The organism is Citrobacter sp. MGH 55, assembly GCF_016906145.1.
GTDB classification, from domain to species: Bacteria; Pseudomonadota; Gammaproteobacteria; order Enterobacterales; family Enterobacteriaceae; genus Citrobacter_A; species Citrobacter_A amalonaticus.
In genome coordinates, this window is sequence record NZ_CP070239.1 from 81672 (window position 1) to 95874 (window position 14203).

General features: G+C 55.2%; 12 protein-coding genes and 1 pseudogene. 7 read left to right on the top strand and 6 right to left on the bottom strand.

Annotated features, from left to right (window positions below; translation table 11 throughout):
- Window positions 1-7: 7 nt before the first annotated feature.
- From glnD to JTI98_RS00340, 3 genes are all read left to right on the top strand, one after another.
- The gene (gene glnD, locus JTI98_RS00330) at window positions 8-2680 is read left to right on the top strand and encodes a bifunctional uridylyltransferase/uridylyl-removing protein GlnD (protein ID WP_042997868.1); all 2673 of its coding nucleotides are present in this window, start codon (window positions 8-10) and stop codon (window positions 2678-2680) included.
- Between the two features lie 32 nt (window positions 2681-2712).
- Window positions 2713-3537 (top strand): 2,3,4,5-tetrahydropyridine-2,6-dicarboxylate N-succinyltransferase, encoded by an 825-nt coding sequence (dapD, locus tag JTI98_RS00335; RefSeq protein ID WP_042997869.1) that lies wholly within the window; start codon window positions 2713-2715, stop codon window positions 3535-3537.
- 109 nt (window positions 3538-3646) lie between these two features.
- The gene (locus JTI98_RS00340; RefSeq protein WP_042997870.1) at window positions 3647-4033 is read left to right on the top strand and encodes a DUF3461 family protein; all 387 of its coding nucleotides are present in this window, start codon (window positions 3647-3649) and stop codon (window positions 4031-4033) included.
- A 94-nt stretch (window positions 4034-4127) separates the two neighbouring features.
- Here the strand turns inward: JTI98_RS00340 and cdaR are convergent, their stop codons facing one another.
- The 3 genes from cdaR to dgt form a co-directional block, all read right to left on the bottom strand.
- On the bottom strand, window positions 4128-5285 hold the full coding sequence (gene cdaR / locus JTI98_RS00345) for a DNA-binding transcriptional regulator CdaR (RefSeq protein ID WP_044255383.1): 1158 nt from the start codon (window positions 5283-5285) through the stop codon (window positions 4128-4130).
- A 150-nt stretch (window positions 5286-5435) separates the two neighbouring features.
- The gene (degP, locus tag JTI98_RS00350; RefSeq protein WP_042997872.1) at window positions 5436-6851 is read right to left on the bottom strand and encodes a serine endoprotease DegP; all 1416 of its coding nucleotides are present in this window, start codon (window positions 6849-6851) and stop codon (window positions 5436-5438) included.
- 129 nt (window positions 6852-6980) lie between these two features.
- A complete protein-coding gene (dgt, locus tag JTI98_RS00355) occupies window positions 6981-8498 on the bottom strand; it encodes a dGTPase (protein WP_216081791.1) in 1518 nt (505 codons plus the stop codon).
- 82 nt (window positions 8499-8580) lie between these two features.
- Between dgt and mtnN the strand changes: the two genes are divergently transcribed.
- Genes mtnN through JTI98_RS00370 form a run of 3 tightly spaced genes read left to right on the top strand, consistent with a single transcriptional unit; the run spans window position 8581 to window position 10732 of the window.
- The gene (mtnN, locus tag JTI98_RS00360; protein ID WP_042997874.1) at window positions 8581-9279 is read left to right on the top strand and encodes a 5'-methylthioadenosine/S-adenosylhomocysteine nucleosidase; all 699 of its coding nucleotides are present in this window, start codon (window positions 8581-8583) and stop codon (window positions 9277-9279) included.
- Window positions 9272-10072 (top strand): vitamin B12 ABC transporter substrate-binding protein BtuF, encoded by an 801-nt coding sequence (gene btuF / locus JTI98_RS00365; RefSeq protein ID WP_216081792.1) that lies wholly within the window; start codon window positions 9272-9274, stop codon window positions 10070-10072. The genes mtnN and btuF overlap by 8 nt, the downstream gene beginning before the upstream one ends.
- Before the next feature lie 36 nt (window positions 10073-10108).
- The gene (locus JTI98_RS00370) at window positions 10109-10732 is read left to right on the top strand and encodes a TRIC cation channel family protein (RefSeq protein ID WP_042997876.1); all 624 of its coding nucleotides are present in this window, start codon (window positions 10109-10111) and stop codon (window positions 10730-10732) included.
- A gap of 66 nt (window positions 10733-10798) precedes the next feature.
- Here the strand turns inward: JTI98_RS00370 and erpA are convergent, their stop codons facing one another.
- The 3 genes and pseudogenes from erpA to clcA form a co-directional block, all read right to left on the bottom strand.
- A complete protein-coding gene (erpA, locus tag JTI98_RS00375; protein ID WP_042997877.1) occupies window positions 10799-11143 on the bottom strand; it encodes an iron-sulfur cluster insertion protein ErpA in 345 nt (114 codons plus the stop codon).
- Window positions 11140-11193 (bottom strand): annotated as a pseudogene (gene yadW / locus JTI98_RS21365) (small protein YadW); the annotation flags it as partial. The pseudogene yadW and the gene erpA, both read right to left, overlap by 4 nt.
- A 31-nt stretch (window positions 11194-11224) precedes the next feature.
- On the bottom strand, window positions 11225-12646 hold the full coding sequence (gene clcA / locus JTI98_RS00380; RefSeq protein WP_044328509.1) for a H(+)/Cl(-) exchange transporter ClcA: 1422 nt from the start codon (window positions 12644-12646) through the stop codon (window positions 11225-11227).
- A 168-nt stretch (window positions 12647-12814) separates the two neighbouring features.
- Here clcA and hemL point away from each other — a divergent pair, with 168 nt between their 5' ends.
- Window positions 12815-14095: a glutamate-1-semialdehyde 2,1-aminomutase gene (gene hemL, locus JTI98_RS00385; protein ID WP_044328510.1), complete on the top strand. Its 1281-nt coding sequence runs from the start codon at window positions 12815-12817 to the stop codon at window positions 14093-14095.
- Window positions 14096-14203 lie beyond the last annotated feature (108 nt).

The window sequence follows — 14203 nt, forward strand, 5'->3', positions numbered from 1 at the left end:
GCGCATAATGAATACACTTCCTGAACAACACGCGAATACCGCACTCCCCACCCTCCCCGGTCAGCCGCAGAACCCGGGGACCTGGTCTCGCGACGAACTCACCGTCGCCGGAATCAAAACGCATATCGACGCGTTCCAGCAATGGCTGGGCGATGCCTTCGACAGCGGGATTTCCGCCGAACAGCTGATTGAAGCCCGGACCGAGTTTATCGACCAGTTGCTGCAACGTCTGTGGATCGACGCAGGTTTTGGACAGATTGCCGATCTGGCGCTGGTCGCCGTCGGTGGCTACGGACGCGGTGAGCTTCACCCGCTTTCCGATATCGACCTGCTCATCCTGAGTCGTAAAAAATTACCGGACGATCAGGCGCAAAAGGTCGGCGAGCTGCTGACATTGCTGTGGGACGTCAAACTGGAGGTCGGGCACAGCGTACGTACGCTGGAAGAATGCCTGCTGGAAGGGTTGTCGGACCTGACCGTCGCCACCAACCTGATTGAGACCCGTCTGTTGATTGGTGACGTGGCCCTTTTTCTGGCGCTGCAAAAACATATCTTCAGCGAAGGTTTCTGGCCCTCCGACAAGTTCTACGCCGCCAAAGTGGAAGAGCAGCATCAGCGCCACCAGCGCTATCACGGCACCAGCTATAACCTCGAGCCGGATATCAAAAGTAGCCCCGGCGGTCTGCGCGATATCCACACGCTGCAGTGGGTCGCCCGTCGCCATTTTGGCGCTACCTCGCTCGACGAAATGGTCGGCTTCGGCTTTTTGACTCAGGCAGAGCGCGCTGAGCTCAACGAGTGCCTGCACATTCTGTGGCGCATTCGTTTTGCCCTGCATTTAGTGGTCAGCCGTTACGATAACCGCCTGCTGTTCGATCGCCAGTTGAGCGTCGCTCAGCGCCTGAACTACAGCGGCGAAGGCAACGAGCCGGTCGAGCAGATGATGAAGGATTATTTCCGCGTCACCCGCCGCGTCACAGAACTCAACCAGATGCTGCTGCAGCTGTTTGACGAAGCGATCCTCGCGCTGTCCGCCGACGAAAAGCCTCGTCCTATTGATGATGATTTTCAACTGCGCGGTACGCTGATCGATCTGCGTCAGGACGATCTGTTCATCCGCGAACCGGAAGCGATCCTACGGATGTTCTATACCATGGTACGCAACAGTGCGATCACCGGGATCTACTCCACCACCCTGCGCCATCTGCGCCATGCGCGCCGCCACCTGAATCAGCCACTGTGCTACATCCCGGAGGCGCGATCGCTGTTTCTCAGTATGCTGCGTCACCCTGGTGCGGTCAGCCGCGGTCTGCTGCCGATGCACCGCCATAGCGTGCTGTGGGCCTACATGCCGCAGTGGTCACGTATTGTCGGGCAGATGCAGTTTGACCTGTTCCATGCTTACACGGTGGACGAACACACGATTCGCGTGATGCTGAAGCTGGAAAGTTTTGCCAAAGAAGAGACCCGTCAGCGCCACCCATTGTGTGTGGATCTCTGGCCGCGTCTGCGCCAGCCTGAGCTCATTTTTATCGCCGCGCTGTTCCATGATATTGCCAAAGGACGCGGCGGCGACCACTCGGTGCTGGGCGCACAGGACGTGCTCAAGTTTGCGGAACTGCACGGCCTGAACTCGCGCGAAACGCAGCTGATTGCCTGGCTGGTTCGCCAGCACCTGCTGATGTCGGTGACCGCTCAGCGCCGGGATATTCAGGATCCCGAAGTGATTAAGCAGTTCGCCGAAGAGGTACAGACGGAACATCGCCTGCGCTTCCTGGTTTGCCTGACGGTGGCGGATATATGCGCCACTAACGAAACGCTATGGAACAGCTGGAAGCAAAGTTTGCTGCGCGAGCTGTACTTCGCCACGGAAAAACAGCTGCGTCGGGGAATGCAAAACACGCCGGATATGCGCGAACGCGTGCGCCATCACCAGTTGCAGGCGCTGGCGCTGCTGCGGATGGATAACATTGATGAAGAAGCATTGCACCATATCTGGTCGCGCTGTCGCGCCAACTACTTCGTGCGCCACAGCCCGAACCAGCTGGCCTGGCATGCGCGTCATCTGTTGCAGCACGATCTCAGCGAACCGCTAATTCTGCTCAGCCCGCAGGCAACGCGCGGCGGGACGGAAATCTTTATCTGGAGTCCGGATCGCCCGTATCTGTTTGCCGCCGTTTGCGCCGAGCTGGACCGACGTAACCTCAGCGTCCACGATGCGCAGATTTTCACCACCCGCGATGGCATGGCGATGGATACCTTTATCGTACTGGAACCGGACGGCAGCCCGCTGTCGTCAGACAGGCATGAAGCCATCCGCTTTGGGCTGGAACAGGCAATCACCCAGCGCAGCTGGCAGCCGCCGCAGCCGCGCCGACAGCCGGCAAAATTACGCCACTTTACCGTCGATACCGAGGTCACATTCCTGCCCACGCACACCGACCGCAAATCGTTCCTCGAGCTTATCGCGCTCGATCAGCCAGGGCTGCTGGCGAGGGTCGGGCAAATTTTTGCCGATCTGGGAATTTCGCTTCATGGCGCCCGAATTACAACTATTGGTGAGCGAGTAGAAGATTTATTCATAATCGCTACAGCAGACCGGCGTGCACTTAATAATGCGCTGCAGCAGGAAGTACATCAACGGTTGACAGAGGCCCTCAATCCAAACGATAAAGGGTAGTGTGTTTAATTTTATAGGGAAAGAGTTTAACAATGCAGCAGTTACAGAACGTTATTGAGACCGCTTTTGAGCGCCGTGCCGACATTACTCCGGCCAATGTGGATACCGTGACCCGTGAAGCGGTGAATCAGGTGATTTCCCTGCTGGACTCCGGCGCGCTGCGCGTGGCAGAAAAGGTAGACGGTCAGTGGGTGACTCACCAGTGGTTGAAGAAAGCGGTGCTGCTCTCTTTCCGTATCAACGATAACCAGGTGATCGATGGCGCGGAAAGCCGCTACTTCGATAAAGTGCCGATGAAATTCGCCGACTACGACGAAGCACGCTTCCAGAAAGAAGGCTTCCGTGTGGTTCCGCCTGCGGCAGTTCGTCAGGGTGCGTTTATCGCCCGTAACACCGTGCTGATGCCGTCCTATGTCAACATCGGCGCTTACGTTGATGAAGGCACGATGGTCGATACCTGGGCAACCGTCGGTTCCTGCGCGCAGATCGGTAAGAACGTTCACCTGTCCGGCGGCGTCGGCATCGGTGGCGTACTGGAGCCGCTGCAGGCGAACCCGACCATCATCGAAGATAACTGCTTTATCGGCGCGCGTTCTGAAGTCGTAGAAGGCGTGATTGTCGAAGAAGGCTCGGTGATTTCGATGGGCGTTTATATTGGTCAGAGCACCCGCATTTACGACCGTGAAACCGGTGAAGTCCATTATGGCCGCGTTCCGGCAGGCTCCGTTGTCGTTTCCGGCAACCTGCCGTCGAAAGATGGCAAGTACAGCCTGTACTGTGCGGTGATTGTGAAAAAAGTCGACGCCAAAACCCGTGGCAAGGTCGGCATCAACGAGTTATTGCGTACCATCGACTAACGGCGATTTGAAAAAGCGGGCTTAGCCCGCTTTTTTTACATCTGCGAGTGGCAGAAACAGGGCTTTTCGTTAATTATTCAATAGTTATAGTGAGCTTAAGGGTACCGCTATGTATGACAATCTGAAAAGTCTGGGCATTACTAATCCTGAAGAAATCGATCGTTACAGCCTGCGGCAAGAAGCCAATAACGATATCCTGAAAATCTATTTCCAGAAGGATAAAGGTGAGTTCTTTGCCAAAAGCGTGAAGTTTAAATACCCCCGCCAGCGCAAAACCGTGGTTGCCGATGGAGTGGGTCAGGGATACAAAGAGGTACAGGAGATCAGTCCCAACCTGCGCTATGTGATCGACGAACTCGATCAGATCTGCCAGCGCGATCGCACGGAAGTGGATCTAAAACGTAAGATCCTTGATGATTTACGCCATCTGGAAAGCGTGGTGGCGAATAAGATCACCGAAATCGAAGCCGATCTGGAAAAACTGACGCGTAAATAAGCTGTTTGTTGCCGGATGGCGGCGTCATACGCCTTATCAGGCCTACAGGCACATCCGCGTAGGCCTGATAAGCGTAGCGCCATCAGGCAATGAATCAATGCTGCTCATCCAGCTGTAACGCCACGTACAGCAGCAGCCGATCATCGAAATTCCCCAAATCCAGCCCGGTCAATTCTGAAATACGATTCAGTCGATATTCCAGCGTATTCCGGTGAATAAACAGCGCCTTAGAGGTCGCCAGCGGCTGCACGTTGTGGCGAAACCACGCCGCCAGAGTGCGGCGCAACAGGCCGTTATTGTCCATCGCCTTCAGCCGCACCAACGGACGCGCCAGCTCATTGGCCTGCCAGCCGCCGCGCAGACTGTCGAGCAGTACCGGCAGCATTAAGTCCTGATAAAAGTAGCTGCGGCTTTCCGGCATTCGTTGTTTGCCGACCATCATCGTCGTGCGCGCAGTACGGTACGAACGCGCGATACTGCCAGGCCCGGTAAAATAGTTGCCCAGCGAAACGCGAAAGCGCAACTGTCCGTTCTCTTTCATGCGCGCAATCAGCTGCTCAACGCGCTTGCGGTGATCTTCGGCATCCCAACGGCCAAACGAATTCAACGCCGGTTTTAACACCACCATCTCGGTCAGCGAAACGATCGCAATCAGGTTATTACGCTCCGGGGTGGTCAGTGCGTTCTGTAACTGCTGCAACTCCGCCATAGCGCTGTCCACGCCGAGTTGTCCGCTGTCCACTTCCACCACCGCCACCACGCGCGGCTGGTTGAGGTCGATCCCTAAACGTTGCGCCCACTCGGTCAACGCTGGCGTGTTCTCTTCCGCCTGAATCAGGTTCATCACCAACTCTTCACGCAGGCGACTGTCCTGGGCCAGCAGATGCATCAGGCGCGACTGCTCCAGCATCATCTCCGCCGTCATGCACACCAGTTCGCCATATTTGCGCAGATGTTCCGGTTCGCCGGTCAGGCCGATCACGCCCACAATTTCGCCTTCCAGGCGCAGCGGCAGGTTGATCCCCTGACGAACGCCATGCAGATGACGCGCAACGGCATCATCGATGTCCACCACGCGGCCCTGAGAGAGGACTAACAGCGCGCCTTCGTGCAATTCCCCAATTCGCTCGCGATCGCCGCTACCGATGATCCGTCCACGGGCATCCATCACGTTGATATTGGTATCAATAATGCGCATCGTGCGTGCCACGATATCCTGCGCCATTTTGGTATCAAGATGCCAGCCAGCCATAAAGCCCTCCTGTGAGCAGAGCTCCAGCATAAAGAAGATAACAAACGCTGACATTGTGCAGATGCACAAAGCAAAGGGAAGAAGTATGGAGTTGTGGGAAATATCACAAAAAGAAACCCCTTCCTGTGACAGGAAGGGGTTTTGGGGAGATTACTGCATCAACAGGTAGATATTGCTGTCGCCACGCTGAATGTTCAACGCCAGGACAGACGGTTTGCTGTCGAGGATTTTACGCAGTTCGGCGATGTTTTTCACCGGCTGCTGGTTAGCGCCGACAATCACATCCCCTTTCTTCAGGCCAATCTGCGCCGCCGGGGTGTTCGCTTTCACGTTGTTCACCACGACGCCTTTATCCTGACCTTTATTACTCATTTCAGCCCCTTCAATACCGCTGAAGATGGAGCTGGAATCAACCTGAGTCTGGCTGCTCTGCTGCAGTTCCAGATTCACGGTAACCGGCTTACCGTCGCGCAGCAGGCCGAGGGTAATTTTGCTGCCCACCGGCATGGTGCCAACCTGCGCACGCAGTGCGGCAAAGCTGCTGATCGGCTTACCGTTCAGGGAGGTGATCACATCACCGGCTTTAATACCGGCCTTCGAAGCGGACGAGTTCGGCATGACCTGGCTGACAAAGGCACCGCGCTGTGCATCAACTTTCATCGCTTTCGCCAGTTCGGAGCTCAGTTCGGTACCCATGATTCCCAGTTCGCCGCGTTTCACCTGGCCGAACTCCACCATCTGAGAGGTCAGGTTTTTCACCATATTGCTCGGGATCGCAAAACCGATACCGATGTTGCCGCCGTCCGGCGCGAGGATCGCCGTGTTAATACCGATCAACTCGCCGTTCAGGTTAACCAACGCACCGCCGGAGTTACCGCGGTTGATCGCCGCATCAGTCTGAATGAAGTTTTCATAGTTCTGCGCATTCAGGCCGCTACGACCCAGCGCAGAGACGATACCGGAAGTGACCGTCTCGCCGAGACCAAACGGGTTACCGATGGCGACAGTGTAATCCCCCACTCGCAGGGTGTCGGAGTCAGCCAGCTTAATCGCCGTCAGGTTTTTCGGATCCTGAATCTGGATCAGCGCAATATCAGAGCGCGGGTCTTTGCCGACGATCTTAGCGTCGAATTTACGGCCATCGCTCAGTTGAACCTTAATCACCGTGGCGTTATCCACCACGTGGTTGTTGGTGACGACATAGCCTTTCGCGGCATCAATGATGACACCGGAACCCAGCGCCATAAACTTCTGCTGCTGGCCGCCGCCATTACCGCCCTGGCAGAAAGGCGAACTCTGGAACGGGGAACCGTCCTGGCAGAACGGGGAATCATCACCAAAGAACTGCTGGAAATTACGCGGCATCCGCGGCGTATTGACGGTTGTGCTACCTTCCACGTTAATGCTGACCACCGATGGCATCACTTTTTCGAGCATCGGTGCCAGACTTGGCATCTGCTGTGCGGTCGTCGCTGATGCAGTTTCAGCCGCCGTTGCAGAAAGCGGGGATAACGCCAAACCTAAACTCAGAGCCAGTGCACTCATTGCTAATGTGGTTTTTTTCATGTGTCTCAATCTCAATTAACAGATAACGCAAAATTGCTGTGTACGTCAGATTCATTTTATAGCGCTAAGTTCCGGACAGAAGTTTATGGAAAAGGTAAAAATTTATTGTCCGTCTTTACAAAACTCAGTCTATTGTTCGACCGCCATCAGGCGGCGGTATTCATCCCATGCATAGAGGTCTGTCATGCCACTGATATAATCCTGGATCAGCCGGCAACGATAATAATATTCCAGCACGGGATACTCAGGCGAATCTGGTGTTAATTTACCCACGGCCTCCACATAGGCCAGTCGGTGACGCGTTGACAATTTCTGAAATAAGCGGGATTCGATAGGAAAGCGCTGCAGGCGTTCTTTTTCCACCAGCTCACTGAAATCCGCAAGCGGCAGGCTTAATAAAGGACGGTAGATATCGAGTAAGCCACTGATCACCCGATAGCCCTGTAATTCGAGTTGCTCCACATCAGGATGGCTAAACACATGTTTCATCGCAACATTTTTATAGATTTTCAGCAGACGACTAAAGCTGCTGCCGTCTTCCAGCAATGCCTGATTAAACCTTCCGTCAAAGATTTGTTCCAGGTTATCAATAAAACGCTGCGCGGCGTAGGGCACCAGTTTATTAAGTGTATTCACCCGCAAATACATGAAAAATTGATCTTCAGTACTGCGGCTCAGATAATTCGCCCGTGATTTGTCCCAGGCATTTTCGACAACCTGCGCAAAGAGCGAACCTTTCTCATGCTCCCCCCAGGCCTCATATAAATGATGATAGAGTTGCTCAACGCTGAAGATTCTTTTCTCTACCGCATCTTCCAGATCGGCGACACAATAAGAGATATCGTCGGCGGCTTCCATTATCCACGTTAACGGAAAGCGACTGTAAACCGCGAGATCGAGTTCTTTACGTAACCTCTCAATATACGGTTCTTCAGAAAGGTAATAGCCGGGTTTTTTCATTAAATAGTTGTGCGTCGCGGGCGTTTCTCCCCGCCACCATGCCGGACGGGTATATTTTAAGATCCCGCCGACCTGGCCCCATGTCAGGTTCATTCGCATCAAGGTATGTACCAGCCGAATCCCCTGGGCATTCCCTTCGAAATGACACAGATCCTGGCGTACTTTACGGCGGATATCGTTCAACGACTCCTCGCCTTCGCGCAGACGCAACGTCGCCACAATGCAACGATCTTCGGTTAAGGGTTGGCTTTCCGCATCCGCCGGATGTAAGCGCTGGCGAAACCAGTCATTGATCGCCGCCTCGCCAAAATGCCCAAACGGCGGGTTGCCAATGTCATGCATCAGGCAGGACATTTCGACGATGCTCTCAAACGGTCCCGTTAACTCATCCAGGCCGTATGGTTCCAGCAGTTTTTGTTCTTTGAGGCGGCTTAAAATCTCTTTGGCGATATAACGCCCTACCTGCTGAACTTCCATCGAATGGGTAAGGCGCGTACGCACGGCGGCATTACGCTCAAGGGGAAACACCTGGGTTTTCTGCTGCAGGCGACGGATCGCCGGAGAGTTAATAATGCGTCCACGGTCGCTTTCAAAAATGCGCAGGATCTCATGCTCAGTTTTGACCCCTTGCGGTGAACGAAAACGACGGTGCCAGTTTATTTTTTTCCGGAAATCAATCTGTGACATGTCCTCTCCCGCGTGAGAATGCACTTCGCCTTAAGCGCATGATAGACTATGCCTTTAAATCTCACCTGGCGCGAGTAAATCTATGAAAATCGGCATCATTGGTGCAATGGAAGAAGAGGTTACGCTGCTGCGTGACAAAATCGAAAACCGTCAAACTCTCACCCTGGGCGGTTGTGAAATTTACACCGGTCAGCTTAACGGAACCGACGTTGCGCTGCTGAAATCCGGTATTGGTAAAGTGGCGGCGGCGCTGGGCGCTACGCTGCTGCTTGAACGCTGCAAGCCGGACGTCATTATTAACACCGGTTCCGCAGGCGGCCTCGCTCCAACCCTGAAAGTGGGCGACATTGTGGTCTCTGATGAAGCGCGCTATCACGACGCTGACGTCACCGCATTTGGTTATGAGTTCGGCCAACTGCCGGGCTGCCCGGCCGGTTTTAAAGCCGATGAAAAACTGATTGCCGCAGCGGAATCCTGCATCGCTGAGCTGAACCTGAACGCGGTACGCGGCTTGATTGTCAGCGGCGATGCCTTCATTAACGGCTCCGTGGGGCTGGCGAAAATCCGTCACAACTTCCCGCAGGCCATTGCCGTTGAGATGGAAGCCACCGCGATTGCGCACGTTTGCCATAACTTCAAGGTACCGTTTGTGGTGGTCCGCGCGATCTCAGACGTTGCCGATCAGCAGTCCCATCTCAGCTTTGATGAGTTCCTGGCCGTTGCCGCGAAGCAATCCACGCTGATGGTTGAATCGCTGGTACAGAAACTGGCGCATGGCTAAATCCTTCTCCAGGGCGCTTGTCGCCCTGCTGTTAGCCCTCCCGGTGTGGCTGCATGCCGCACCGCGCGTGATTTCACTCTCTCCCGCCAACACGGAACTCGCCTTTGCCGCCGGGATCACCCCCGTTGGCGTCAGCAGCTATTCAGACTATCCGCCACAGGCGCAACGTATCGAGCAGATCTCGACCTGGCAAGGCATGAATCTGGAAAGGATTGTGGCGCTGAAGCCGGATCTGGTCCTCGCCTGGCGCGGCGGTAATGCCGAACGACAGGTCAATCAACTCTCCTCGCTGGGCATCAAGGTCATGTGGATCGATGCCGTCACCATCGAACAGATTGCCGACACGTTGCAGACGCTGGCCGACTTTAGCCCGCATCCCGAAATGGCAAAGCACGCCGCGCAAACCTTGCTGGACGACTATTCGCAGCTAAAATCTCAGTATGCAGGCAAAGCGAAAAAACGCGTGTTTTTGCAGTTTGGTATCAATCCGCCCTTTACCAGCGGAAAAGGATCGATTCAAAACGAGGTTATTGAGCTCTGCGGGGGAGAAAACATCTTTGCCGGCAGTCGGGTTCCCTGGCCGCAGGTCAGTCGTGAACAGGTGCTGGTGCGCGCGCCGCAAGCGATCGTTGTCGCCGGCGATGCAGGTGAAATTCTCAAAATTAAGCAATACTGGGGTGATCAACTACAAATTCCGGTAATTCCTCTCAACAGTGACTGGTTTGAACGCGCAAGCCCGCGTATTATCCTCGCCGCAAAACAACTCTGTAATGCGCTTTCCCTGGTGAATTAGCGCCTGCCCCAACAGGTGTGTTGTGAGGATTTGATCATGCTCGTCTATTGGCTGGATATTGTAGGCACAGCAGTATTTGCTATCTCTGGCGTGTTACTGGCCGGGAAACTGCGTATGGACCCGTTTGGCGTGCTGGTATTGGGCGTCGTTACCGCCGTGGGCGGCGGGACGATCCGTGATATGGCATTAGATAACGGTCCCGTTTTCTGGGTTAAAGACCCAACCGATCTGGTGGTGGCGATGGTCACCAGCATGTTGACGATCCTGCTGGTGCGTCAGCCCAGACGCTTGCCTAAATGGATGCTGCCGGTGCTGGACGCCGTCGGCCTGGCGGTGTTTGTCGGGATCGGCGTCAACAAAGCATTTATAGCAGGGACGGGGCCGCTGGTGGCTATCTGTATGGGTGTCATCACCGGCGTGGGCGGCGGTATTATTCGCGATGTGCTGGCACGAGAAATCCCGATGATCCTGCGTACGGAAATCTACGCAACGGCCTGTATTATCGGCGGGATTGTCCACGCAACCGCGTATTACACCTTCGCGATGCCGCTGGAAGCCGCCAGTATGATGGGGATGGTTGTGACGCTGGTCATTCGCCTCGCGGCGATCCGCTGGCATCTGAAGCTGCCGACATTTGCGTTAGATGAGAATAGCCGTTAAATCCAGGCCGGATTAGGCGCTTTGCCCGGTAGCGCCTGCGCTTACCGGGCGCATTACAGACAGCACTCAGATGCTGAAGGAAGAGCCACACCCGCAGGTGCTTTTCGCATTCGGGTTGGTAACTACAAAACGAGAACCTTCCAGACCTTCGGTGTAGTCAACGGAACCGCCGACCAGATACTGCAGGCTCATAGGGTCAACCACCAGGCCAACGCCCTGTTTCTCGATGGTCATATCGCCTTCGTTGACCTGGTCATCAAAGGTAAAACCATACTGGAAACCGCTGCAACCGCCACCGGTGATATAGACACGCAGTTTCAGGTTCGGGTTTTCTTCGTCAGCGATCAGGCTTTTTACTTTATTGGCTGCTGCTTCAGTAAATTGCAGTGGCAGCGCTACGTCATCACTCATATTTTTGCTCCAAACGACATCGGCAATTGGGCAAATTCTGACCCAATATTAACGCCATTATCTAATACCCTGGTATTTCATTCAAGTATTCTCGCCAGCGGTGGTCGTCTGACTTTTTGCCGCCTGCTCCGCTTCCTGCTTCGCCAGCGTGCGGGCAAGGATAGTGGAGTATAGCGGTTTTCCGCCCAGGAATTGTGCTAATAGTGTTGCGCCAAGACAGGTAATAATCATTGGCAAAATGAGCTGATAGTTATCGGTCATCTCCAGCACCAGTACAATCCCGGTCAACGGCGCACGCACCGATGCCGCCAGCAACGCGCCCATTCCGGCAATGGCGAACGTTCCGGCCTCAAGCTGATAATGTGGAAAGCCTGCCGCTGCTGCCATACCAAATGCGGTGCCCAACAACGTACCCAGCGCCAGCATCGGCGCAAAGATCCCGCCGGGCGCACCGGAAGAGAAACAGAGCAACGTGGTGATCACTCGCGCGATAAAGATAAACAGCAACAGTCCGACGCTAAAATTGCCCGCCGCCGCAATAGGGATAAGGTTAAAACCGCCGCCAGCCGCCGCTGGTTCAATCAGCCCCAGAATGCCACACAGACCGCCAATCGCCCCGCCCATCAGCACCCATTTAGTGGTGTTTCCATGGTGAAAACGCTGGAACATATCCTGAGTACGCAGCACCAGCTTATTGAAAACCGGTCCTACACAGCCAAAAATCATCCCGAGGATCAGATACAGCCACAGCGTATTGACCGGTGCGTTGGACAGTTTCCCCACTTCGATGATCGGCGATTCACCGTTGAAAATGCGGAAAACAATGCTCGACATGATCACGCCGGTAAAGACGGCTTTGATCGAGATAAGGTTATAGCGAAACTGCGGGCGCATCTCCTCGATGATAAACAGAATGCCCGCCAGCGGTGCGTTGAAGGCGGCAGAAAGCCCTGCCGCTGCCCCAGTTGCCAACAGCGTATGGCGCGCCTCGGCGCTACGCATGCGGAAGATATCCAGCACCATGCGGCCAATATTTCCGCCGATTTGTACCGTCGGCCCTTCGCGTCCCAGCACCATCCCTGCACCCAGCGTGCCCATCCCACCGATAAACTTCACCGGCAGCACACGCCACCAGCGGACGGGGCGAAGCTCTTCCAGCGCCCCTTCGATCTCCGGGATCCCCGACCCGCCAGCTTCCGGCGCAAATTTACGCACCAGAAAATAGCCGACCATCGCCAGTAATGCAGAGAGAATAAACGCCAGCGGCCAGAGCAGCATCGGATGGTCAGTCACATTCACTAGCGCACCGATACGCAGGTTTTGCACCCAGCTCACCGCTTTTTCGAACGCCACGCCTGCCAGACCGGTAAGCGTCCCCACCACTGCCGCCATCATTAAGATCGCCAGCGGCGTTTTATCTCGCTCCAGCAGTCGACGGATTTGGTCCCTGCGCCGTAAGCGCACAATTTGCTGTGCTTCAAAAGAGGGAGTTTCTGTCTTCATCAGATGATCATTAATTGGTAATACAAATGCAGAGGCGGCATTGTACTCGCCTCTTACCCGAAAATCCCCTGCAAATCGTAATGTTTCAAATGCGCAAAACTTTCATAACCTTCTCTGAATAACTAGAATAGCGGGCATTCACTTTTTCTACGAACCAGGAACCCATCCATGAGTAAGTCTGAAAACCTCTACAGCGCAGCACGCGAGCTAATCCCCGGCGGCGTTAACTCCCCTGTTCGCGCCTTTACTGGCGTGGGTGGTACTCCGCTGTTTATCGAAAAAGCGGACGGCGCGTATCTGTACGATGTCGATGGCAAAGCCTATATCGATTACGTCGGCTCCTGGGGACCGATGGTGCTGGGACACAACCATCCGGCGATCCGCAACGCAGTGATCGAAGCGGCTGAGCGCGGCCTGAGCTTCGGCGCGCCGACCGAGATGGAAGTCAAAATGGCGGAGCTTGTGACCGAACTGGTACCGACGATGGACATGGTACGAATGGTCAACTCCGGTACCGAAGCGACCATGAGCGCCATTCGTCTGGCGCGTGGTTTCACTGGCCGCGATAAGATCATCAAATTTGAAGGCTGCTACCACGGCCACGCGGACTGTCTGCTGGTAAAAGCAGGCTCTGGCGCACTGACGCTGGGCCAGCCGAACTCTCCGGGCGTGCCGGCAGATTTTGCAAAGCATACCCTGACCTGTACTTATAACGATCTCAATTCCGTGCGTGCCGCGTTCGAGCAGTTCCCGCAGGAGATCGCCTGTATCATCGTTGAGCCAGTGGCAGGCAATATGAACTGCATCCCGCCGCTACCGGAATTCCTGCCGGGTCTGCGCGCACTGTGCGATGAGTTCGGCGCGCTGCTGATTATCGACGAAGTGATGACCGGCTTCCGCGTGGCGCTGGCTGGTGCACAGGATTACTACAGTGTGGTGCCGGATCTGACCTGTCTGGGCAAAATCATTGGCGGCGGTATGCCTGTAGGAGCGTTCGGCGGTCGTCGCGACGTGATGGACGCGCTGGCCCCGACCGGCCCGGTTTATCAGGCGGGCACCCTCTCCGGCAATCCCATTGCCATGGCGGCCGGTTTTGCCTGTCTGACCGAAGTGGCGCAGCCGGGCATTCACGAAACGCTGGATGAACTCACGACGCGCCTGGCGGAAGGTCTGCTGGAAGCTGCAGAGGAAACCGCGATCCCGCTGGTCGTTAACCACGTTGGCGGCATGTTCGGGATTTTCTTCACCGACGCGGAAACTGTCACCTGCTATCAGGACGTGATGGCCTGTGACGTGGAACGCTTCAAGCGCTTCTTCCACATGATGCTGGACGAGGGGATTTACCTTGCGCCATCCGCATTTGAAGCGGGCTTTATGTCCGTGGCGCACAGCATGGAAGACATCAACAATACTATCGACGCCGCGCGTCGGGTGTTTGCAAAGCTGTAACAGAGTACGTTTTAAACCGTAGGCCGGGTAAGGCGAAGCCGCCACCCGGCTTTTTTATTGCCGGATGGCGACGCGAAGCGTCTTATCTGGCCTACACGAAAAACATCC

Excerpts from the sequence above, each read along its gene's own strand:
- JTI98_RS00340 (WP_042997870.1), top strand. The coding sequence starts at position 3,647 with ATGTATGACAATCTGAAAAGTCTGGGCATTACTAATCCTGAAGAAATC.
- dapD (WP_042997869.1), top strand. The coding sequence starts at position 2,713 with ATGCAGCAGTTACAGAACGTTATTGAGACCGCTTTTGAGCGCCGTGCC.
- mtnN (WP_042997874.1), top strand. The coding sequence starts at position 8,581 with ATGAAAATCGGCATCATTGGTGCAATGGAAGAAGAGGTTACGCTGCTG.
- degP (WP_042997872.1), bottom strand. The coding sequence starts at position 6,851 with ATGAAAAAAACCACATTAGCAATGAGTGCACTGGCTCTGAGTTTAGGT.
- clcA (WP_044328509.1), bottom strand. The coding sequence starts at position 12,646 with ATGAAGACAGAAACTCCCTCTTTTGAAGCACAGCAAATTGTGCGCTTA.
- btuF (WP_216081792.1), top strand. The coding sequence starts at position 9,272 with ATGGCTAAATCCTTCTCCAGGGCGCTTGTCGCCCTGCTGTTAGCCCTC.
- erpA (WP_042997877.1), bottom strand. The coding sequence starts at position 11,143 with ATGAGTGATGACGTAGCGCTGCCACTGCAATTTACTGAAGCAGCAGCC.
- JTI98_RS00370 (WP_042997876.1), top strand. The coding sequence starts at position 10,109 with ATGCTCGTCTATTGGCTGGATATTGTAGGCACAGCAGTATTTGCTATC.
- hemL (WP_044328510.1), top strand. The coding sequence starts at position 12,815 with ATGAGTAAGTCTGAAAACCTCTACAGCGCAGCACGCGAGCTAATCCCC.
- cdaR (WP_044255383.1), bottom strand. The coding sequence starts at position 5,285 with ATGGCTGGCTGGCATCTTGATACCAAAATGGCGCAGGATATCGTGGCA.
- dgt (WP_216081791.1), bottom strand. The coding sequence starts at position 8,498 with ATGTCACAGATTGATTTCCGGAAAAAAATAAACTGGCACCGTCGTTTT.
- glnD (WP_042997868.1), top strand. The coding sequence starts at position 8 with ATGAATACACTTCCTGAACAACACGCGAATACCGCACTCCCCACCCTC.